Raw genomic sequence first — 21847 nt, 5'->3', positions numbered from 1 at the left:
TTTTTATCACAACCGGTGCGGTGCACCTGACTGACCTGGAGGTGGGCGGCTTGCGCCCTGAAGTCGAGAATGTTTATCGCTTCAAAACCCCTTGTTTTCCAGCCCCTATTCGCGAAATGACACATATTATTCGCCAAATGCACACCACTTTTTAAAATTCAAATTGGCGCTTCGCGAAATGTACACCCAACTTTGACCCTGCACCATTCACGAAGCGTCTAATGACAGACACGGACTGAACACAGCACCGCCCCGCGCCTGACACATTTCCGCCTGATTCCTCTCTCATCATGGTGCAATCCACGAAAATCCCAATAAAACGGGCAGATCCATGAATATTCACATCATTTTTTCCGGTCGGGACAGAAATGTGCTGCATGCGCTACCCGCTGTCATGTGGTTGGCAAGCTGTCTCTATACTGTGTTGATTGTATTGAACGCCCTGCCCCCGATGCTGACGTCGCAATCACCGGTGTCCCTTAAAAATATCGCTGTGATCCTGATGTGCATTTTGATCGTTTACCCATTGTATCGACTGGGTTTTCTGACACTGACGCGGATCTATCCCGACAGCCCGGTCGTTAAGCGAATCGCGGCGCTTTCGCTGATCTGTGTTGTTGTCGGCGCGTTGAGCCTTGGGCTGGCGTTGATTGCGGTGGATATTTCGGGATCTGTGCTGTCTCGTGCGGATCTGCGCTGGTATATGTTAAATATGATGGTGGGCATCTTCCTGATGCCGGTGTTTTTCTTCATCATTCGCGGCAGTAATATCGTACGCGATCAATTCAGCCACGGAAGCAGCGCACAGGCCGCGCGATTGATCCTGCGCAAGCTGGGACCGGACGCAGGCAGCAAACTGGTGCGGATGCAAAGTGCCGACCACTACGTTGAGGTGCATACCGAGAAAGGGCCAAAGCTGCTGCTGATGCGCCTGTCCGATGCAACCCAAATGCTAGAGAGCTTTGACGGCTCGCAGGTTCATCGCTCTCACTGGGTGAATTTCAACGAAGTCACCGGCGTGATCAAGCGGGACCGTAAGGTTTGGTTGCGCATGTCAGACGGGGCCGATGTGCCGGTGTCCCGCAGCTATCGCCCCGAACTGCGGGCCGTGGGGATGATCTAGCGGCCGTGCCGTTACAGGAACAAGACGAGCACAAGGATCGACAACACGACAAATCCGATGCCGGATAATTCCCGCAAGGTCGTCGTCTCTTTGAAGAATAGCGCAGAGGCAAGGAAGGAAAAGATCAACTCCACCTGCCCCAGCGCCTTTACATAGGCCGCATTTTGCAACGTGAAGGCGGTGAACCAGCCAAGCGATCCGATCATGCCGGACAGTCCTACAAGTGCTGTAATCCGCCAGTGATGCAGGACTTTGGCAATCTCTCCCTTTTCGCGAAGGGAAAGCCAAACCGCCATGATCACGGTTTGGAAGGTGGTCACACACATCAGCGTAAAGACCGAACGCAACAGGAAATGCGCCTCCCCCAGCGACAGGGAAGCACCACGATACCCGATGGCAGAAACACCAAACAGCGCGCCAGAAGCCAGTCCCAGCCCCGCAGCACCGTTAAAATATCGCCGCCACCCGCCGCGTCCCTGCCGCTCTGGCGGGTCGGACAGCAGGATCACACCAACCAGCCCGATCAGAATGGCCAATAGCCCATAGCCGGAAATCCCCTCCCCCAGCACGATGACACCGATCAATGCGGTCTGAATCGTTTCGGTTTTCTTGAAGGTGATACCAACGGCAAAGTTGCGGCGGGAAAACAGCGCAACCACGCACATCGTTGCCAGAATTTGCGCCAACCCGCCGATGCCCGCAAACAGAAAGAAACGGGGAGACAGCGCAGGTAGGCTCCAGCCGTTTGCGCGGACCAGCACCCACAACAAGGCAGCGGCAAGCGGGGCGGCAAACAGGAACCGCGCGAATGTTGCGCCTGCCGTGCTCAGCCCTGTGGCTTTGAGATGTTTTTGCAGCATAAAGCGCAGGTTCTGACTGAACGCTGCGCCGATGCTGATGGGAATCCAGAGGTCCATAGATCAAGTCTTTCGCTTTGATCCTAAAAACCACGCCCCTGCGGATAGGTCGAGAGCCAATCGCAAACATGTGCCGCCGCAAATGACGGCAGACCGGAGCAATTAGCCCGAAACTACCTTACTTCTTAGCAGTAGTTTTCTTTGCGGCAGGCTTTTTATCAGCCTTACCTTCCAGCGCGTCCAGACGGGCGGACAAAGCAGCGTTTTCCTCACGCGCTTTCTGGGCCATCAGACGCACGGCGTCGAACTCTTCACGGCTCACAAAATCGCGATCGGCCAGCCAGCGGTCCATCCAGCTTTTCATGGCAGTTTCCGCCTCGGTGCGCGCGCCTTGGGCCACGCCCATCGCGTTTGTCATCACTTGGCTCAGATCTTCGAACAGTTTGTTACGGGTCTGCATGGCGGCCCCCTTATCATTGCTGTGTTTCATCGTTATATGGGGTCGAAACGGGCAAAAGCAAAGCCCCAAAAGCGTAACGCGACCCTTCGCCCCGATTGCGGGCCGGAAAAAAGGCATTCCGATGATAGCAGCACTACCCTTCCCCGACATCGATCCGGTTCTGATCTCTTTTGATATTATGGGCTTCACCCTTGCGATCCGCTGGTATGCGCTGGCCTATATCGCAGGCTTTCTGCTGGCGTGGGGCTGGGCCAACCGCGCTCTGCGGCGAGAGCATCTTTGGCAGGATAACACCCCGCCGATGACCCCGAAACATACCGAAGATTTCCTGACTTGGGCGATCATCGGCGTGATACTCGGCGGGCGGTTGGGCTATGTGCTGTTCTACTCCAAAGGAGCCTATCTGGATGATCCGATGATGGTGCTGCGCGTCTGGGAAGGCGGCATGTCCTTTCACGGCGGCTTTGCCGGCGTTGTGGTGGCGACTTTACTTTACGCCCGCAAGCATCTGATTTCAGTGTTTTCCTTAGGGGATATTCTGGCTATCGGGGTGCCTATCGGGCTTGGCCTCGGGCGGGTTGCCAACTTTATCAACGGTGAACTTTGGGGCCGCCCGACAACAGCGCCTTGGGGCGTGGTCTTTCCAAATACACCGGACTGTCCCGTCGGCTGGGCCGAAGCAGTCTGCGCGCGCCACCCTTCCCAATTGTACGAGGCGATACTGGAAGGCGTCGTGCTTTTCCTACTGCTCGGCTATCTTGCCTACCGTCGTGGTTGGCTGAAAACGCCCGGCGCTTTGACCGCGCTGTTTTTCATGGGGTACGGTCTCTCGCGTTTTGTGGTGGAGTTCTTCCGGCAGGGCGATTCCCAGTTCACCGATTTCTCAAACCCGTGGGGGCATGTGCTGCGATTTGGGGAAAACCCTGACAGCTTTGGCCTGACAATGGGGCAGCTTTTGTCCCTGCCGATGGTTGCTTTTGGTCTCGCCCTTCTGATTTATGTACGCCGCAAATGACTGCACTGAACGACATCCTGCTGCGCCAGATCGGGCGGCTCGGCACGCTTAGCATTTCCGAGTTTATGACCCAGTGTCTTTATCACCCCGACCACGGCTATTACACACAGGCCAAACCGCTGGGGCGTGACGGAGATTTCGTCACCGCCCCTGAAATCAGCCAGATGTTTGGTGAAATGATTGGTCTGTGTCTGGCGCAAAACTGGCTTGATCAGGGGGCGCCTGACCCGTTTTGTCTCGCCGAGCTTGGCCCCGGATCGGGACAGCTGATGGAGGACATCCTGCGGGCAACGCAATCTGTTCCGGGGTTTCACCAAGCCGCGCAGTTGCACCTGTGTGAGGTTAACCCCCACCTTAAAACGCAACAGGCGGAGCGTCTGGCAACCCACGATCCGCAATGGATCAACAGCACCACCGATCTGCCCGCCCTGCCCTTGTTTCTTATCGCGAACGAGTTTCTCGATTGTCTGCCCATTAACCAGTTCATTGCCACGAAAACCGGCTGGGACGAACAGGTGGTTGGCAATCAGGACGGGCAATTATGCTTTGGCCGCCGCCCCGCCGGAGCGGTGAAAAGCGAACTGCCCCAAGACGCGCCCGAAGGCACAATACTAGAGCTTTGCCCCGCCGCGAATGCCGTTGTGCAGGACATCGCAAGCGTCATCGTGCGGCACGGCGGCTGTGCGCTGGTTGTCGATTACGGCGGATCGGGGGGCGGCGACACTTTGCAGGCGCTGCGGGGACATGAAAAAGTCGATCCTCTTAGCACGCCCGGTCAGGCGGATCTGACAGCCCATGTGAATTTTGCCGCCTTGCAAGAGTCGATCCGCACGGCAGATATTTGCGGCCCCGTCCCGCAAGGCGCGTTTTTGGAACGCCTAGGCATAACCACGCGCGCGCAGGCACTGGCACAGAAAATGAGCGGTGAAAAACTGGAAAACCACATCGCCGCCCATCACCGCTTGACGCATCCCGATGAAATGGGCGAGTTATTCAAGGTAATGGCAATCCTGCCGACGGGCGGGCCAACACCGGCGGGGTTTTAAGCATGACATTGGAAATTCTGACTTCTGATACCCTCGCCCCCGTACGCCACGGCTTTTTCACCCGTCGCGGCGGGGCGTCTTCGGGTGTTTTCAGCGGCCTGAACTGCGGGCTCGGGTCCAGTGACCAACGCGAAGTGGTTACTTTGAACCGCAAAATGGTGGCCAAGGCGATGGGCACGACGAACGATTTGCTGGCGGGCGTTCACCAGATCCACTCCGACAGGGTGCATGTGGTGACAGAAGGCACCGCGGCGGAGCGTCCGGAAGCCGATGCGCTGGTAACAAATTGTAAAGATATTGGCCTGTCCGTGCTGGCCGCAGACTGTGCGCCAATCCTGTTTGCCGATGCAAATGCAGGTGTGATCGGCGCGGCCCATTCCGGATGGAAAGGCGCCATCGGGGGCGTGATCTCTGGCACCGTGGACGCAATGGTCAACCTTGGCGCGCGGCGCGAAGACATCAAGGCCAGCATCGGCCCCTGCATCAGCCAGCGCAGTTATGAGGTCGGACCGGAGTTCTTTGAACAGTTCATGGACGAAGACCCAGAGTTCACCCGTTTTTTCACCAACGGCACCGAGGATCGCTATTTGTTCGATCTACCCGGCTTTTGCCTGCATCAACTGCGCGCAACCGGATTGGCCGAGGCCCATTGGATCGGGCACTGTACCTATCTCGACGAGAATCGCTTTTATTCCTACCGCCGCGCCACCCACCGCAAAGAAGCGGATTACGGGCGCTTGATTTCAACCATCATATTGTAGCGAAACATCAGAAAATGTGTCTGATCGGGGTCGTATTTCGTCACATTTGAAGCGCCCCATGCGATGGGAAATCGTAAAAAATCAAACTATTTCAATTGACTGAACGATACCGCAAGCTTGCCACATTCTTTAGTCTATTTGGGGCAATCTCCACAAAAGCACCTTTTTCCAGCACAGTTTACGGCGCAATCCACCGGTAAAACTGTCTTAACGGAACAGAAACTCTCTTGGAGTAAGACAGATGAAAAAGAACAATCGCTGGATGAAATGGGTTCTCAAAGAATCAGCCGAAATGTCCCAGAAAGAAAAGCTGAAAGCAGCCAGCTAAACGCGGGTGAACCGCAGCAGCATTCCCTCAGGACGACGGTGCACGTCCACCTGAAAGCTACCCCTGCCCTAGTGGCGGGGGCTTTTTTTTATAAAACTGTTCGAATGTCCCGCAAACGCGGCTTAGTCGTCGACCGAGCGTGCTTCCAGAATGCTGAACGGCACGCCGGGCTCATCCTTGGCCCCCCGGATCACCAGCGAAGTCTTCACGCTCGCCACATTTTCAGCAGCCGTCAGATGGTTAGTTAAAAAAGTCTGAAACGTCGTCAGATCCGGCGCCATGCATTTCAGAACAAAATCCGTTTCCCCGTTCAACATATGACATTCCCGCACCAACGGCCATTCGCGGCACTGGGCTTCAAACGCGCTTAGATCGGCTTCTGCTTGGGAATGCAGACCGACCATAGCGAAGACCTTAACTTCAAACCCCAGCACCCGTTCGTCCACTTCGGCGTGGTACCCGCGAATAAAGCCGCTTTCTTCCAACGTGCGCACACGGCGAAGACAGGGGGGCGCGGAAATGCCGACCCGTTTGGCCAGTTCCACATTCGTCATGCGCCCGTCGTTTTGCAACTCGGCCAGAATTTTGCGATCAATGGGATCTAGTTTGATTGTAGGCATAATATCTCCACAGCCGTCGCGGCAAATTACGCAGAACGCATCTGCTGCGCAATAATATTTCGCAGCTGCGCAATATTATTTCCGTGGCCGCCACCTACCCCAGTCTTTGGGCAATCGCAACAGCGTGACAATCCTCTGCTTTCCCTTAGACCTTTGCGTCCTTATATAAGGCAAAACCTTAAAGACGGACCGGAGATTCCCCATGTCAGAGACCCGCCACACCCGCCTGTTGATCATCGGCTCCGGCCCTGCCGGCTATACCGCCGGCGTTTACGGTGCCCGCGCCATGGTCGAACCACTTCTGGTGCAAGGCATAGAGCCAGGCGGCCAGCTTACCACCACAACCGAAGTCGAAAACTGGCCCGGCGACACCGAAGTCCAAGGCCCCGACCTGATGATCCGTATGGAAGCGCACGCCAAGGCAATGGGCTGTGAAATCGTCGGCGACATCATTAACGATCTGGATCTGTCCAAACGTCCTTTCACAGCGGCAGGCGACAGCGGCACCACCTACACGGCCGATGCGGTTATTCTGGCAACGGGCGCGCGGGCCAAATGGCTTGGCTTGCCAACAGAGGAAAAGTTCAAAGGTTTTGGCGTATCGGCCTGCGCCACTTGTGACGGTTTCTTCTACCGTGGACAGGAAATCGTTGTGATCGGCGGCGGCAACACCGCTGTTGAAGAAGCGCTGTTCCTGACCAATTTCGCCAGCAAGGTCACATTGATTCACCGCCGCGATGAACTCCGCGCAGAAAAAATCCTGATCGACCGTCTGGAAAAGAACCCCAAGATCGAACCTCTGTGGTTCCATGAACTGGTAGAAGTCACCGGCACCGAAGATCCGCTTGGCGTTGAAGGCGTTAAGGTTAAACACACGAAAACCGGTGAAATCACTGAAATCCCCTGCAAAGGTGTTTTCGTTGCCATCGGCCACGCCCCAGCTAGCGAATTGGTGGTGGATCAGTTGGAAACCCACATGGGCGGTTATGTGAAAACCAAACCTGATAGCACTGCTACGTCTATTCCGGGCGTGTTCGCGGCAGGCGATCTGACCGATCACCAATACCGCCAAGCTGTCACCAGCGCCGGAATGGGTTGCATGGCCGCACTGGAAGCTGAACGATTTCTGGCCGAAAACGAATAAAGCGGCTTTCAGCTGTGAGATTGGAAAAGCCCCGATGCGAACCGTCGGGGCTTTTGCGTTTTGTCCTTCATCCCTGTGGCTCCGGAGTCACATCCGGCCCTTTCCTGCCAATACCACAGAAAACACTTTGCCCACGGCGCGTTCCAGCCTATGTGTTCACGCGTGAACAAACTTTGATTCGCAGGTATGGACATTGCAGAGCGCAAAACCCAATAACGATGAAGAAGATCAGCTCTTCCGGCTCCTCCGCCAGATTGATCGTGCTTCAGATGCCTCGCAGCGCGCGCTTGCCGCTGCGATCGGGGTGTCGTTGGGTCGCCTCAATGCCCTGCTGAAATCCGCAACCGAGGCCAAGCTGGTCAGGATCAGCGACCGCAACGGACCGGATAAACGCCAGCGGTTCACCTATACGCTTACCTCACGGGGTGAGGCGGAGAAAATCCGGCTCACCGACAGTTTTCTGGCACGTAAATTCGCGGAATATGACGCGCTGCATGCTGAATTGACCGGGACCACGTCCAATCTGGTTCCACTTAAACACAGGACTATAATGATGGAAAACAATCTCGCCCCTATTTCGGAGCTCTACGTTTCACACGACAGTGCCGAAAAGATGAAATTCGAAGCGGCACAGCTGCCGTCTTGGGATCTGACAGCCCGTCAGGTTTGCGACCTCGAACTGCTGATGAACGGTGGCTTCAACCCGCTGAAAGGTTTCATGTCAGAAGCCGATTACGACGGTGTTGTTGAAAACATGCGTATGGCAGACGGCGCACTGTGGCCGATGCCCATCACACTCGACGTGCCAAAAAAATTCGCCGAGTCTGTTGAAATCGGTCAGGATATCGCACTGCGCGATCCTGAAGGTGTTATTCTTGCAGTTATGTCTGTGACAGACAACTGGACCCCGAACAAAGCGCTTGAGGCTGAAAAGGTTTTTGGCGCAGACGATCTGGCCCACCCTGCCGTGAACTATTTGCACAACACTGCTGGCGAAGTTTACCTTGGCGGGCCGATCATCGGCATCCAGCAACCGATGCACTATGATTTCCGCGCCCGTCGCAACACGCCAAACGAACTGCGTGCTTACTTCCGCAAAATGGGCTGGCGCAAAGTGGTTGCGTTCCAAACCCGTAACCCGCTGCACCGCGCCCATCAGGAACTGACCTTCCGCGCCGCAAAAGAAGCGCAAGCCAACCTGCTGATCCATCCGGTTGTTGGCCTGACCAAACCGGGTGACATCGATCACTTCACCCGCGTGCGCTGCTACGAGGCTGTTCTGGACCAGTACCCTGCATCGACAACATCCATGTCCCTGCTGAACCTTGCCATGCGTATGGCTGGCCCGCGTGAGGCTGTCTGGCACGGTCTGATCCGTAAAAACCACGGCTGCACCCACTTCATCGTTGGCCGCGATCACGCTGGCCCCGGCAACAACAGCCAAGGCGAAGATTTCTACGGTCCTTACGACGCGCAAGACCTGTTCCGTGCCCACGAAGAAGAAATGGGCATCAAAATGGTCGATTTCAAACACATGGTTTACGTGCAAGACCGCGCACAATACGAACCAGCGGACGAAATCGAAGATAAGGATGACGTGACCATCCTGAACATCTCCGGCACAGAATTGCGTCGCCGGCTGTCTGAAGGCCTGGAAATCCCTGAATGGTTCTCCTTCCCTGCCGTTGTGACAGAATTGCGCCGCACCCGTCCACCACGGGCACAGCAAGGCTTTACTGTGTTTTTCACCGGTTTCTCCGGCTCTGGCAAATCCACTATCGCCAATGCTTTGATGGTGAAACTGATGGAAATGGGTGGTCGTCCGACAACCCTGCTGGACGGTGATCTGGTGCGCAAGAACCTGTCTTCGGAACTGGGCTTCTCTAAAGAGCACCGCGATCTGAACATCCGTCGCATCGGATATGTGGCGTCCGAGATCACCAAAAACGGCGGTATCGCTATCTGTGCGCCGATCGCGCCCTATGCGACCACTCGTCGGGCTGTGCGCGAAGATATCGAACAGTTTGGTGCCTTCCTTGAAGTCCACGTTGCCACCTCTATTGAAGAGTGTGAACGGCGTGACCGCAAAGGCCTGTACAAACTGGCCCGCGAAGGCAAAATCAAGGAATTCACAGGGATTTCAGACCCCTATGACGTTCCAGAACACCCTGAACTGCGGATCGAAACAGAGAACACAGATGTGGACAACTGCGCCCATCAGGTTCTGCTAAAGCTGGAAAGCATGGGTCTGATCGCTGCCTGATCTGCGATCCTTTGAAACCAGTGAAAACCCGGCCATCGCGCCGGGTTTTTGCATGAATTGGGTGACTGCCAATTCCTTAAAACCTGACCGATTTATTCAAATTTTCGACACATTCGGCTCGTAGCTTTCCGTTAAGTCAGGGACTAGTACCGTCCCTAAGTTTGAATATCGGAGTAAAGAGTATGCCAGTTCCAATTGGCCAGACCGAAGCCCCTGCGCCCAGAGAATCAAAAAGCCGTCCCGCCTTTCAACCCGTGCGGAAGGAATTTCCAAAACCGGAGCTTGAGCCCAAGCAAAAGCGGACTTGGATACAGCGGTTCAGCTGTTTCAAGGCATACGTCCACCAATTATTAACCGGCGTCCCAACATCCGCCCCGTTCCAGCCTGAAAGCGCAAGAACGATAGAGGGACGCTCTGAAAGCCAATATTTCGGGAATGCGGCAGGGCCTTTTCAGGCCCGATCCATTCAGGCGCGCGCTTTGCGGACCAGATCGGAGTGACCAAAGCGGGTCGAAACCCGCTTTGAGCGTTTATATTAACCTTTTCTAAAGCGTTTCGCTTTAGTGAACACTTACGGGTTCAAACTCGTTTGTTCGGGCCAGCGCAAAAGCGATGTCGCGATCTTTGGCCAGCGCCAATCGCTCCCCGTTCTCAGAGTGGATGGCATAGATATGTTCATCTCCTTGAAGCTGCTCTCGCAGATCCTCGGGAAGATCCGAAAACTCAACCGGCCGCACATAAACCGTGCGATCATCGAATTTAAAGGGAAAATTAAACTTAACGTCCATAATCGTGCCTCCTACTTGTTATTAATTTCGATGGTCTGAACCACCGTCTCGGGAACAGAGCGGCGCAAGTCCACGTGCAGCAACCCGTTCTCCATTGAAGCGCCAGCAACCTCTACGCCTTCGGCCAGCACGAAAGAGCGCTGGAACTGGCGGGCGGCGATCCCACGGTGCAGGAAGACGCGCCCATCGCTGTCGTCCACTTGACGCCCGCGGATGACCAACTGGGCGTTCTCCAGCGTGATTGCCAAATCTTCCTCGCGGAAACCGGCAACCGCAAGCGTGATGCGATAGGAATCATCAGCACTTTGTTCGATATTATAAGGGGGGTAACCTTCGTTCCCCGATTTCGCGGTCCGCTCGACCAAACGGTCGAGTTGTTCGAACCCGAGCAAAAACGGATGCGAGGCAAAGGATATTTTTGTCATACAGTAAGCCCTTTACGGTTAAGCGACTTTAGCTAGGCCCCAAAAGCGGCGACCCTGTAAGGAATATGGGGTGGCCCTGCCGGATTCTCAAGAACTTATTGAAACGATTGGTTGTTAAGCCGTTTCAGATCACGTTAAGATGATGACAGGAGACTTATTTTCAGGACTGCCATGACAGCTTCACCGCAGATGGATCGCACAGAGGTGCTTCGCGTCAAATTGGAAACCCGACGGCAGGAGCATAGGGATCTGGACGAAGCCATTCACGCCCTGCACGACAAGGGCCACGCCGATGCGCTGACCCTGCAACGGTTGAAGCGTCAGAAACTGGCGATCAAGGATCAAATCCGCCGCCTGGAAGATGAAATCACGCCCGACATTATTGCCTAAATTCACATATTACCTATAGTGCGGCCTTCATTATCAAACAGGCGGAATTACCGGATGACACAGGTTAAAGTCGGGATCATCATGGGCAGCCAGTCGGACTGGCCCACAATGAAACATGCAGCTGATATTCTGGATGAATTGGGCGTTGCTTACGAAAGCAAGATCGTCTCGGCCCACCGCACCCCCGACCGTCTCTGGACCTATGGAAAAACCGCGGCCGAACGGGGATTACAGGTGATAATCGCCGGTGCTGGCGGGGCGGCCCATCTGCCCGGCATGGTATCTTCCAAAACCCGCGTTCCCGTGCTGGGTGTGCCGGTGCAAACCAAGGCGCTTTCGGGTGTGGACAGCCTTTATTCCATCGTTCAGATGCCCAAAGGCTTCCCCGTTGGCACAATGGCCATCGGCCCTGCGGGTGCTGCCAATGCCGGCCTTATGGCAGCGGCGATTCTGGCCAATTCCGACGCGGAACTAGCTGAAAAACTCGAAGACTGGCGCGCAGCTCTCAGCGCCTCTATTCCGGAAGAACCTGTTGATGACTGATCCTTTGCAAACCGGCGCGACCATCGGAATTCTGGGCGGCGGACAATTGGGGCGAATGCTGTCAGTTGCCGCTTCCCGTTTGGGGTTCAAAACCCACATTTTCGAACCGGGCGCCAATCCCCCGGCCGGACACGTGGCCGATCGTGTGACCACCGCCCCTTACGAGGACGCAGACGCCTTGCGCAGCTTTGCTCAGTCAGTAGATGTCATCACCTACGAGTTTGAGAACATCCCCGCAGAGGCGCTGGACCTGATCGAAACCATCCGGCCCGTGCTGCCCAACAGACGCGCACTGGCAACCTCTCAGGACCGGATTGTCGAGAAAGAGTTCCTGACCTCGCTAGGCCTGAAATGCGCGCCCTATGCCAACGTAGAAACCGCCGAGGATCTCACCGCAGCAGTAGAGAAAGTCGGCGTGCCTTCGATCCTGAAAACCCGCCGGTTCGGGTATGACGGCAAGGGTCAGGTGCGCCTGAAAGACAGCACAAATCCAACATCCGCATGGCAGGAACTGGGCGAAACCCCTTGTGTTCTTGAAGGTTTCATTGATTTCACCCACGAAGTCTCGGTCATTGGCGCACGGGCGCAGGACGGCGCCGTGACCTGTTTTGATCCCGGTGAAAACGTCCACCGTGACGGGATCCTCCACACCACCACCCTGCCCGCCAAGCTGAACCGCAGCCAGCACACAGATGCGATTATCCTGACGGGGCAAATCCTCAACGCGCTGGATTATGTCGGCGTCATGGGTGTGGAACTGTTCGTGACACCGCATGGTCTGATTGTGAACGAGATCGCACCGCGGGTGCACAACTCCGGTCACTGGACGCAAAACGGCTGTGTCATCGACCAGTTCGAACAGCACATCCGCGCGGTTGCGGGTTGGCCTTTGGGGGACGGGAAACGGCACTCCAATGTGGTGATGACAAATCTGATCGGTGAAGAAGTGAACGACGTTGCGACCCTGTCGCAGGACTCAAGCGTGGGACTGCATCTTTACGGTAAGGCCGAGGCAAAACCGGGCCGCAAGATGGGCCATGTGAACAAGATCACGGGTCCCGCTTGAACGCGCCGAATTTCAGGAAATACTCTACCTGTTCATAGACCTTCGGGTTGTTCATCATAAATGTGTGGGTCACATGGAGAACGATGTGATCCGCCATCCCCTCGACCTTGGTGCTTTCGACGCTGACTTTACCGTCGTTTGGCCCGTCGATCAGCGAGGAAAGCAGCGGATTCATCGTCTGATCCCCCGCAATCACACCCACAGGAAAGCGCACCGGCCCCAACTTCGCAGGCAGGCTGTCAGGTCCCGTGCCAAGCTGCATGCCTGCGATCCCGTTCCAAAATTCGAACCCCGGCACATCGGTCATCTGATCCACAACCTCTGTGCCCTTATTGGGCGGTGCCAGCATCACGGAACGGCCCAGCCGCGCGGGGGGCTGGGACACATTTCCCATGTAATAGCGCAGAAGAATTCCACCCATTGAATGGGTTACGAAATGCACCTTTTTGGCGGATCGGCATTTGTGCAAGGCGGCAGGAACAGCGCTGTTGGCCAGTTCTTCAATCGTGGCGTCCTTGCTGGGATAATCAAGGTTTACAACGTGGTAGCCCGCCCGCTTCAACCGCCATTCCATCAGCAACATCGACGTGGCGCTGCGGGCCAGACCGTGCAACAGGATCACACATTCGCCGGCACGGGCGGCGGGGGCGATGAATGTGACCATTCCAAGTATCCAGACTGTGAACAGGGTTGCTTTCATGGTCTAGCATAAAGGTGGCGGCACCGGAATTGTCAAGAAAGAGGCCACCTTATTGGCGATTTGTAGCGAACACCGAAACCCCGATCCCCCCAAGCACCAGCCCAGCAGAAATCACAAATTCAAGGCTGACTGGTTCACCCAACAGCGCCGTCCCGCCAAAAGCTGCGATGATGGGTACGCTTAGCTGTGCCACCGCAGCAGTGGCCGTGGCCAGTTGCGGCAACACCCAATACCACAGCGCATAGCCAAGGGCCGAAGTTACAGCGCCTGACAAAAAGGCGAGTATCACACCAGCCGGTGTCAGATGAAGCGCAGAAACCAGCGGCAGCCCGACCAGTGCGAACGGCAGGGCCAGCACAAAATTTGCCGCCGTTGCCCCCAGTGGATCTGCCGTTTTCTGACCGATCAGCGAATAGACACCCCACCCCAAAGCTGCGATCGTCATCAGCCCCGCGCTCGTCAAATCCGGCGCACTGGCGGAGGGTGCCAGCAGATAGGCGAGCCCACCAAAAGCAATCCCCGCGCCAAGCCATTGCAGCGGCACCGGCGCCTTGCCTGCCAGAACCGCGCCCGCAAACATGGTAATCTGGACGCCACCAAACAGGATCAACGCGCCCGTTCCCGCATCTAATGCTACATAAGCAAAAGAAAACCCCAGCATATAGGCCGCCAGTCCGATCACAGCCCAAGGCCTTGCCGGTTCAAAGAATCCCGCCAACCGCCCCTGTCGCAAAACCACCAGCAGAACCAGAACCCCTGCCCCGCTCGCCACACGCACCAGCGCGAAACTGGCAGGATCAATCAGGCCACCCGCCAATCCCATCCGGTTCAAAACCGAATTGGCCGCGAAGGCGATCATTGTCAGGATGGTCAGTAGGATCAATTGCATGACAGGTTTGAAGCAGTCGGCGCCACACGGCGCAATCGCAAAATTTGGCTATGACGAAAACGTCAGTGCGAAGTGGGTAGTACAGCGCTTCACTAGCTTAGTAAAAAACGACAGTTATTGCATCTCTGAATTGAACAATACCCAAAAGAAAACTAGCCAACGAACCGGAAATCGCCACCGCTGAAACTAGATGCACGACACGCTTGACCCATCTCCAAATACACGCGCCCTTATCCTCACCTTTTCGTTTATTGATCCGAACAAGAGTGGCATAATGCGTAAGGTAGCTGAAAAGCATTCCAAGGCATGCGAAAAACACGCCAAGCGCGAACATCGTCAGTGGTTCAGTCGCCAATGTAATCAAATTCGAATTATAGTTGGTAGAATTTAACTGCGACGAAATAAACGTAAGAAGTGAAACCGCTGCGGCGCCATTAATCAGTACAAGCGTTTTGATAGATGAATTGGCGATTTCAATTATCTTTTCATTAATCATTTGAAATTCAAGAAAATCTCGAGATTGATTTTCTTCCGCCATTTCTAACTCCTTAAAAAAAGTTTTAATGATGTTATCGTAATTTGCTATATTGCATCCAAGCGCGCAAAAATGCAAACGGCCCCGCAGGAACCTGCGAGGCCGTTCTTTTTGACTAAAACGTCAGTGGGGCTGGCCTGTTCGGGTCTTGGCGTTATCGCCAAAACCCTGACAGGCGGAACCGTTTTGGCCCAAAGGCCAAAGCCGGTTCTTACATCATGCCGCCCATGCCGCCCATTCCGCCCATGTCTGGCATGCCGCCACCGGCACCACCGTCTTTGGAAGGTTTGTCAGCAACCATTGCTTCTGTTGTGATCAACAGGCCAGCGATGGAAGCAGCGTCTTCCAGAGCAGTCCGCACAACTTTGGCAGGGTCGATTACGCCGAAGGAGAACATGTCGCCATATTCTTCTGTCTGTGCGTTAAAGCCGAAGTTTTTGTCGTCGCTTTCGCGAACTTTACCGGCAACAACTGCACCGTCAACACCAGCATTTTCAGCGATTTGACGCAGAGGAGCTTCAAGCGCGCGGCGAACGATAGAGATACCAGCGGACTGGTCAGCGTTTGCGCCTTCCATTCCAACCAGACCTTTAACAGCCTGCACCAGAGCAACACCACCACCAACAACAACACCTTCTTGAACCGCAGCGCGGGTCGCGTTCAGTGCGTCGTCAACGCGGTCTTTGCGTTCTTTAACTTCAACTTCTGTGGAACCACCAACGCGGATAACAGCAACACCACCAGCCAGTTTGGCCAGACGCTCTTGCAGTTTTTCTTTGTCGTAATCGGAAGATGTTTCTTCGATTTGACCACGGATCTGTGCAACACGTGCTTCGATCTCAGCTTTTTCGCCGTTACCGTCGATGATTGTTGTTTCATCTTTGGTGATCTGGATTTTCTTGGCCGTGCCAAGCATTTCCATGCCAACGTTTTCAAGCTTCATGCCCAGATCTTCGGAAATCACCTGACCACCGGTCAGAACAGCGATGTCCTGCAGCATGGCTTTGCGGCGATCGCCGAAACCAGGTGCTTTCACAGCTGCGATTTTCAGACCGCCGCGCAGTTTGTTCACGACCAAGGTCGCCAGGGCTTCGCCTTCAACGTCTTCAGCAATGATAACAAGCGGTTTGCCGGACTGGATAACAGTTTCCAGCAGAGGCACCATTGGCTGCAGGGAAGACAGTTTCTTCTCGTGCAGCAGGATCAGTGCGTCGTCCAGCTCTGTTGTCATTTTTTCAGGGTTGGTCACAAAGTAAGGGGACAGGTAACCGCGGTCGAACTGCATGCCTTCAACAACATCGGTTTCTGTTTCCAGACCTTTGTTTTCTTCAACAGTGATAACACCTTCGTTGCCAACGCGCTGCATAGCATCGGCGATTTGATCACCAATTGCTTTTTCGCCGTTTGCAGAGATGGTGCCGACCTGTGCAACTTCTGCACTGTCGTTAACCGGACGGGACATGGATTTGATCGCATCCACGACGTTCGCCACAGCTGTGTCGATACCGCGCTTCAGGTCCATCGGGTTCATGCCAGCAGCAACCGATTTCATGCCTTCTTTAACGATGGCTTGGGCCAGAACAGTCGCGGTTGTTGTACCGTCGCCTGCTGTGTCGTTGGTCCGGGAAGCAACTTCCTTAACCATCTGTGCGCCCATGTTTTCAAACTTGCCTTCAAGTTCGATTTCTTTGGCAACGGACACACCGTCTTTGGTGATGCGTGGTGCGCCAAAGGATTTGTCGAGAACAACGTTACGGCCTTTGGGGCCCAGCGTTACCTTAACAGCATCGGCCAGAACATTCACGCCTTCCAGCATGCGGTTCCGTGCGTCGGTGCCGAATTTTACGTCTTTTGCAGCCATTGTAGCTTGCTCCTATTCGTATTTCGGTTCGGTTTAGGAAAGAATGCCGAGGATGTCGGATTCTTTCATCATCAACAGCTCGTCGCCATCAACGGATACTTCGGTGCCGGACCATTTACCGAACAACACTTTATCGCCAACGCTAACAGCCATTGGGATCAGTTCGCCGCTATCTTTGCGCGCGCCTTCGCCCAGAGCGATGATTTCGCCCTCAGCCGGTTTCTCTTTTGCAGAATCCGGAATGATCAGACCGCCTGCGGTTTTTTCGTCGCCTTCAAGGCGGCGAACCAGTACACGGTCGTGCAAAGGTTTGAGTGCCATGGAGAGTGCTCCTTAACTCTTGGTTTTCATTTCTCGGGAGGCCATCAGACCATTAGCACTCGCCTCCCGTGAGTGCTAACAGAGCACTATTTAGGAAGACCGAAGCTGAGAGTCAACTCTTGCGTGGGAAGATTTCATCGCTGATTTCCGGTCGTTATCAGTACAACTGGCAAGCCTGCGGTTCGGCGGGGAAAATACAGAATATAATCAGATGCGCAACCACCCTGCAGGATCGAATTCCGGCCCAGACATCTGATATATTTCGCATCTTGCCCGCACAACATGCGCTATCCGTCGGGAAACCTGCAAAACAGCAGATTTCAGGGAGATTATTAACGCCAAACCGCTGCGAAAGACTTTCGGTTTCATGGTGTTTATGCCAAAAGGCATGAAAGACTTTTAAAAGTGTCAGTCGGGGGCTGGAAATGGCAAAACTGGTAAAAGCGGCGTTTGGCGGGATTTCCGTTTTGGCAATGACAGCAGGACTGGTAAACGCGCAGGCGACGCCCTCTTTGAACCTATATGGTAATTCCGGTCTGATCGACATGCCCGGTGCCGAACCCCAGCCCGACGGGCAGGTCACTGGAACGATATCAGGCTCCGCTTCTGATCGTAAGGTTACGCTGTCCTTTCAACTGACAAAACGGCTCTCGGCCTCGTTTCGGTATTCCGAGCTTAATGACTGGACCATCGCGGGCGAGGACAACGACCGCTCTTTCGATCTGCAATTCCAACTGCTTGAAGAAACTGACACATTGCCCGGCGTGGCGATTGGCCTGCGCGACTTTATGGGTAAGGGTGCTTATGGTGCGGAATACCTTGTCGCCACAAAAGCAGTCCATCCAAAGGTTCGCGTGACGGCGGGGCTTGGCTGGGGACGTCTGAGCGATAGCTCCACCGTGCGGGTTGGCGCGAATGCACAAGGCGGCGTTCCAACTGCCGAACAGTGGTTTAGTGGCGATGTCGGTGTGTTTGGCGGGCTTGCCTGGACCACCCCGGTAAAAGGGTTAACGCTGAAGGCGGAATATTCCTCGGACGAATACACCCGCGAGGTTGCTTCCGGTGCGGTTGAGCGTGACAGCCCGTTCAACTTTGGCATGGAATTCAAGCGCCGGGACAATCTGAGCGTGGGACTGTATTATCTACATGGTTCCGAAGTTGCCCTGCGCTTTTCTACGGCTATCAATCCCAAACGCCCGCCCGCTGTTGGCACACGCGAACGGGCGCCCCTGCCCGTGATCGCCCGTCCGGTGAATTACTCCAAAAGCACAGGTTGGGCGCAAGATACGAACTATTCTACCACCGCCCGTCAAAAATTTGAGACCGTGCTCAAGGAACAAGGGCTTGCCGTTGAAGCGGTAGCGGTGAACGGGCGCTCTGCCGAGCTGCGCTTGCGCAATGACACTTTCAATTCCGGTGCACAGGCCATTGGTCGCGCTGCCCGTGCAATGGCTTTTGTGCTGCCCCATTCGGTTGAGGAATTCGTGATCACCCCTGTGGTGAACGGCCTGCCCGCGTCCAGTGTGGTAATCCGCCGTTCCGATCTGGAGCGTCTGGAAAACGATCCGATGGGAACCGAGAAAATGCTCGACCGTGCCGAAGTCCGCAGCTCCCGCACGCTGCCGGACAATGGCGTTTTTGCACAGGATATTTACCCCGACTTGCGCTGGAATATAGCGCCCTATGTATCCATGTCGCTGTTTGACGGTTCCGGTCCCCTGCGGGCCAGCGGCGGCCTGCGGGCCAGCGCGGACTACTATATCGCGCCGGGTTTTTCGTTGTCGGGCTCTGTGACCCAGCGGGTGTTTGGCAACCAGAAGGATGAAACCCCGCCGCCCTCGGGTCTACCCCGCGTGCGCACTGATCGGGCACTTTACAAGTCCGAAGGAAAAACCGCAATTGAGACGCTGACAGCGGATATGATGTTCAAACCCGCCCCCGATTTGTTTGGTCGCGTTTCTGTGGGCTATCTGGAACCCATGTTCGGCGGTATCTCGACCGAGCTGCTTTGGAAACCAGCAAGCCAGAACTGGGGGCTTGGTGCAGAGGTTAACTACGTCAAACAACGGGATTTCGACCAGTTGTTCGGCTTTCGGGATTATGACGTGGTCACGGGCCATCTCTCGGCTTATTGGAGCGTGACTCCCGGTCTTGATGCGCAGCTTGATCTGGGCCGTTACCTTGCCGGAGACTGGGGCGCGACCCTGTCTATGGACCGCGTCTTTGCCAATGGCTGGACCATCGGTGCCTATGCCACAGTGACGGATTCCTCCCCCGAGGAATACGGCGAAGGCAGTTTCACTAAGGGCCTGCGCATGAGCATTCCGCTCAGCTGGGGGATTGGGACACCCAACCGCAAGACCTATGCGATTGATATGAATACACTGGCCCGTGATGGCGGCGCCCGTCTGGACGTGAACAACCGCCTGTTTGACACAGTCAGCGAATATCAGCGCCCCGGACTTGAAGCAGGCTGGGCACGGTTCTGGCGGTGATGGCACAGCTGAAACCAAGGTTGGCCTGTATTGCCGTTGCAGTTTTGTCCCTGTTTCTGGCCGCTTGTAGTTCGGAACACAGCACCCAACCTGGCATAGGTGACATCGCTCTTGGCATGGCCAAAGCGCGCCTGCAAAAGGGGGCCGTGGAGACAGCCGACGCGGATCAATCCGCCCCACAAGCAACCCGCGCGCAAATGGCCGCCCTTGGCCGCGCGGTGGTCTATGTTACGGTGCCACGCTTTGGCGTGACCCAACCCGCAGTGGAACTGGCCGTGAACGGGCGCTATCGCACCTATATGGGCAGTGACCAATCTACAGTGACCCTGCAATCAGGCATCGTGACAGCCACGCGGGGATTACAGGTGGACCTGATCGCCCAGGACCTTTCCCTTTCGCCGTCCTCCCTGTTTCGCGGGTCCTTTCCCAAGACCTACACCCGCACACAGCGCAGCCTGACCGGCGAAGGTATTCTGGCAGATTACGCCTACAATTGCGCCATTGCCCCGAAAGATGCAGGCGAGACCATCACAATCTTTGGCCGCAACCACAGCGTACGCCAATACACAGAGCTTTGCGGCAATGACAAACGCGCCTTTCAGAACAGCTATTGGGTCGATAGCGCAGGCACCGTCTGGCAAAGTCACCAGTCGATCAGCAAGGAAGTCGGGCACTTGATTTTGCAACGTGTGGTAAAATAGCGCTACGCAGGTTAAACTTCCCTTAACCGACCGTCACTAATTTGAGTCGGGTCGGGACAGTTTTAAGAAAATTTATTAGCAGACAAGAGAATACCTATGGCTTCAAACGATTTATTGAAAAACCCGTTATTAACAACTTTCTCCGAAAGTGCAGCATATCACAAACGTGACCGGCACGGCACTGATGCAGGTGACACCCTGATCGGAAACCGGCACGATAATGGTATATACGGCTATGGCGGCGACGACACCATCTGGGGGCGGCGCGGAGATGACAAAATTACCGCTGGCCGTGGCAGCGATGAAGTATACGGCGGGAAAGGCGACGATGTCTTTTATTCGACTTATTCCCACACACAGGACGAAAATTTCTCGTACGGAGGTGCTGGCAACGACACTTTCTATTCTGGAAATCCCGGCTATTCCGGGGCTCCCGGCGAAACCTTCTACTACATTAAAGCCGGCAAAGGGCACGATTCAATTGGTGCCCACCACCTTAAGTCCGAACTATACGGCGGAGGTGGAAACGATGAATATACGGTTTGGGGCGGCAGCAGCACGATGTATGGCGGACGTGGCAGCGACGTTTTCAAAACTGGCGGCGCAGAAGTTACGATCACTACAGGAAAAGGCGCGGATACGGTAAAGCTGCGGGACGGTTCGGAAAATTTTACGATCACCGACTTCAATCCTGAAAAAGATACGCTGGAATTTGACCGCTATCAGAGGATCAACTCCGCAGAACTTTTGATTGAAACGGACGGTAAGGATCTGGTGCTGACCCGTCCGGACGGCACGCAAATTAAACTATTGAAGGTTTCGGCCGACAGTTTCGGTTTAGAGGATATCAAGGGATTGCACCTGTATGGTACGGACAGCGCAGATGAACTGACCGTCAACTACCGCGAGGATACAGTTTACGCAAAAGACGGCGACGATCATATTACCGGATCGTCTTACAATGACTCAATATTTGCAGGTTCGGGTAATGATACAGTTTACGGAAATAATGGCCGCGATTTGTTAATTGGATGGCACGGTGATGACCTCCTTTTTGGGGGGAACGGAAATGACCGCATTTTCGGAGGCAACGGTCACAACACTGTGTATGGCGGCCGTGGTGATGACCGAATTGACTCATACGACTCTTCCAATTCTGACTACAACGCATACGGTGGTGCAGGTGATGATTGGATCACCATGACGTCTGCTGCCCAAGTCACGCTGTCGGGCGGCACCGGCGATGACCGGATCTTCGCGGGCGCAGAGTCTGCAACCCTGCTCTATGACAGTACGATAGACGAAGGATCCGATGTTGTGGCGCGCTTCGCTGTAGAAACGGGCAGACTGCGAATTTCAGGGGCGGATTTTGACGACCTGACGATTGAGAGGGGCGACACGGGCACGATGGTAACATTATCAAGCGGGACAGAAATCTTGCTTTTTGAAATTGATCCCGATGACCTGACACAAGACAATTTTGAATTTATCTGACTTTGGTCTTTTGAAGCGGGGC

The 21847-nt window shown here is 55.0% G+C and carries 22 protein-coding genes; 12 read left to right on the top strand and 10 right to left on the bottom strand.

Annotation, left to right across the window (positions count from 1 at the left end; all coding sequences use genetic code 11):
- Nucleotides 1–331: 331 nt before the first annotated feature.
- Nucleotides 332–1123, top strand: coding sequence for a LytTR family DNA-binding domain-containing protein (locus IEX10_RS02820; protein ID WP_188670702.1), 792 nt, complete (start codon nt 332–334; stop codon nt 1121–1123).
- An 11-nt stretch (nt 1124–1134) separates the two neighbouring features.
- On the opposite strand, the gene IEX10_RS02815 is transcribed toward IEX10_RS02820, so the two are convergent.
- Nucleotides 1135–2040, bottom strand: coding sequence for an EamA family transporter (locus tag IEX10_RS02815; RefSeq protein WP_188670700.1), 906 nt, complete (start codon nt 2038–2040; stop codon nt 1135–1137).
- A gap of 118 nt (nt 2041–2158) precedes the next feature.
- Entirely contained in the window at nt 2159–2440 is a 282-nt protein-coding gene (locus tag IEX10_RS02810) for an accessory factor UbiK family protein (protein ID WP_188670697.1), read from the bottom strand.
- A 121-nt stretch (nt 2441–2561) separates the two neighbouring features.
- Here IEX10_RS02810 and lgt point away from each other — a divergent pair, with 121 nt between their 5' ends.
- The 3 genes from lgt to pgeF are packed head-to-tail and all read left to right on the top strand — an operon-like array spanning nt 2562 to nt 5262.
- A complete protein-coding gene (gene lgt, locus IEX10_RS02805) occupies nt 2562–3455 on the top strand; it encodes a prolipoprotein diacylglyceryl transferase (RefSeq protein ID WP_188670696.1) in 894 nt (297 codons plus the stop codon).
- Nucleotides 3452–4501, top strand: a complete 1050-nt coding sequence (locus tag IEX10_RS02800) for a class I SAM-dependent methyltransferase (protein ID WP_188670694.1) — start codon at nt 3452–3454, stop codon at nt 4499–4501. Before lgt ends, IEX10_RS02800 begins: the two co-directional genes overlap by 4 nt.
- 2 nt (nt 4502–4503) lie before the next feature.
- On the top strand, nt 4504–5262 hold the full coding sequence (gene pgeF, locus IEX10_RS02795; protein ID WP_188670692.1) for a peptidoglycan editing factor PgeF: 759 nt from the start codon (nt 4504–4506) through the stop codon (nt 5260–5262).
- A 450-nt stretch (nt 5263–5712) separates the two neighbouring features.
- On the opposite strand, the gene IEX10_RS02790 is transcribed toward pgeF, so the two are convergent.
- On the bottom strand, nt 5713–6210 hold the full coding sequence (locus IEX10_RS02790; protein ID WP_188670690.1) for an Lrp/AsnC family transcriptional regulator: 498 nt from the start codon (nt 6208–6210) through the stop codon (nt 5713–5715).
- A gap of 202 nt (nt 6211–6412) precedes the next feature.
- On the opposite strand from IEX10_RS02790, the gene trxB reads away from it, so the two are divergent.
- On the top strand, nt 6413–7354 hold the full coding sequence (gene trxB, locus IEX10_RS02785) for a thioredoxin-disulfide reductase (protein WP_188670688.1): 942 nt from the start codon (nt 6413–6415) through the stop codon (nt 7352–7354).
- A gap of 193 nt (nt 7355–7547) precedes the next feature.
- On the top strand, nt 7548–9617 hold the full coding sequence (locus IEX10_RS02780) for a bifunctional sulfate adenylyltransferase/adenylylsulfate kinase (RefSeq protein ID WP_188670686.1): 2070 nt from the start codon (nt 7548–7550) through the stop codon (nt 9615–9617).
- Nucleotides 9618–10177: 560 nt separating this feature from the next.
- Here IEX10_RS02780 and IEX10_RS02775 read toward each other — a convergent pair.
- Together IEX10_RS02775 and IEX10_RS02770 are read right to left on the bottom strand one after the other, a co-directional pair.
- On the bottom strand, nt 10178–10405 hold the full coding sequence (locus IEX10_RS02775) for a DUF1150 family protein (RefSeq protein ID WP_188670684.1): 228 nt from the start codon (nt 10403–10405) through the stop codon (nt 10178–10180).
- Between the two features lie 11 nt (nt 10406–10416).
- On the bottom strand, nt 10417–10830 hold the full coding sequence (locus IEX10_RS02770; protein ID WP_188670682.1) for an Hsp20 family protein: 414 nt from the start codon (nt 10828–10830) through the stop codon (nt 10417–10419).
- Nucleotides 10831–11001: 171 nt separating this feature from the next.
- Between IEX10_RS02770 and IEX10_RS02765 the strand changes: the two genes are divergently transcribed.
- From IEX10_RS02765 to IEX10_RS02755, 3 genes are read left to right on the top strand one after another with little or no spacing between them, the layout of a single operon-like run.
- Nucleotides 11002–11220, top strand: a complete 219-nt coding sequence (locus tag IEX10_RS02765; protein ID WP_188670680.1) for a YdcH family protein — start codon at nt 11002–11004, stop codon at nt 11218–11220.
- A 54-nt stretch (nt 11221–11274) separates the two neighbouring features.
- The gene (gene purE, locus IEX10_RS02760; RefSeq protein ID WP_188670678.1) at nt 11275–11763 is read left to right on the top strand and encodes a 5-(carboxyamino)imidazole ribonucleotide mutase; all 489 of its coding nucleotides are present in this window, start codon (nt 11275–11277) and stop codon (nt 11761–11763) included.
- Complete coding sequence (locus tag IEX10_RS02755) at nt 11756–12829, top strand: 5-(carboxyamino)imidazole ribonucleotide synthase (RefSeq protein ID WP_188670676.1); 1074 nt, start codon at nt 11756–11758, stop codon at nt 12827–12829. Before purE ends, IEX10_RS02755 begins: the two co-directional genes overlap by 8 nt.
- Here the strand turns inward: IEX10_RS02755 and IEX10_RS02750 are convergent.
- The 5 genes from IEX10_RS02750 to IEX10_RS02730 form a co-directional block, all read right to left on the bottom strand.
- Nucleotides 12813–13529 (bottom strand): esterase/lipase family protein, encoded by a 717-nt coding sequence (locus IEX10_RS02750; protein WP_188670674.1) that lies wholly within the window; start codon nt 13527–13529, stop codon nt 12813–12815. The two genes, IEX10_RS02755 and IEX10_RS02750, sit on opposite strands and share 17 nt — an antisense overlap.
- A gap of 49 nt (nt 13530–13578) precedes the next feature.
- Nucleotides 13579–14418 (bottom strand): DMT family transporter, encoded by an 840-nt coding sequence (locus IEX10_RS02745; protein ID WP_188670672.1) that lies wholly within the window; start codon nt 14416–14418, stop codon nt 13579–13581.
- Nucleotides 14419–14515: 97 nt separating this feature from the next.
- Nucleotides 14516–14956, bottom strand: coding sequence for a hypothetical protein (locus IEX10_RS02740; protein ID WP_188670670.1), 441 nt, complete (start codon nt 14954–14956; stop codon nt 14516–14518).
- A gap of 208 nt (nt 14957–15164) precedes the next feature.
- A complete protein-coding gene (gene groL / locus IEX10_RS02735) occupies nt 15165–16814 on the bottom strand; it encodes a chaperonin GroEL (protein WP_188670669.1) in 1650 nt (549 codons plus the stop codon).
- Nucleotides 16815–16847: 33 nt separating this feature from the next.
- A complete protein-coding gene (locus tag IEX10_RS02730; protein WP_188670667.1) occupies nt 16848–17135 on the bottom strand; it encodes a co-chaperone GroES in 288 nt (95 codons plus the stop codon).
- A 425-nt stretch (nt 17136–17560) separates the two neighbouring features.
- Between IEX10_RS02730 and IEX10_RS02725 the strand changes: the two genes are divergently transcribed.
- From IEX10_RS02725 to IEX10_RS02715, 3 genes are all read left to right on the top strand, one after another.
- A complete protein-coding gene (locus IEX10_RS02725) occupies nt 17561–19630 on the top strand; it encodes a YjbH domain-containing protein (protein WP_188670665.1) in 2070 nt (689 codons plus the stop codon).
- Complete coding sequence (locus tag IEX10_RS02720; RefSeq protein WP_188670663.1) at nt 19630–20331, top strand: YjbF family lipoprotein; 702 nt, start codon at nt 19630–19632, stop codon at nt 20329–20331. The genes IEX10_RS02725 and IEX10_RS02720 overlap by 1 nt, the downstream gene beginning before the upstream one ends.
- Nucleotides 20332–20427: 96 nt before the next feature.
- A complete protein-coding gene (locus IEX10_RS02715; RefSeq protein ID WP_188670661.1) occupies nt 20428–21825 on the top strand; it encodes a calcium-binding protein in 1398 nt (465 codons plus the stop codon).
- Nucleotides 21826–21847: the final 22 nt, after the last annotated feature.

The organism is Neptunicoccus cionae (assembly GCF_014643735.1).
GTDB classification, from domain to species: domain Bacteria; phylum Pseudomonadota; class Alphaproteobacteria; order Rhodobacterales; family Rhodobacteraceae; genus Amylibacter; species Amylibacter cionae.
This window is presented reverse-complemented; position numbering and strand designations above follow the sequence as displayed.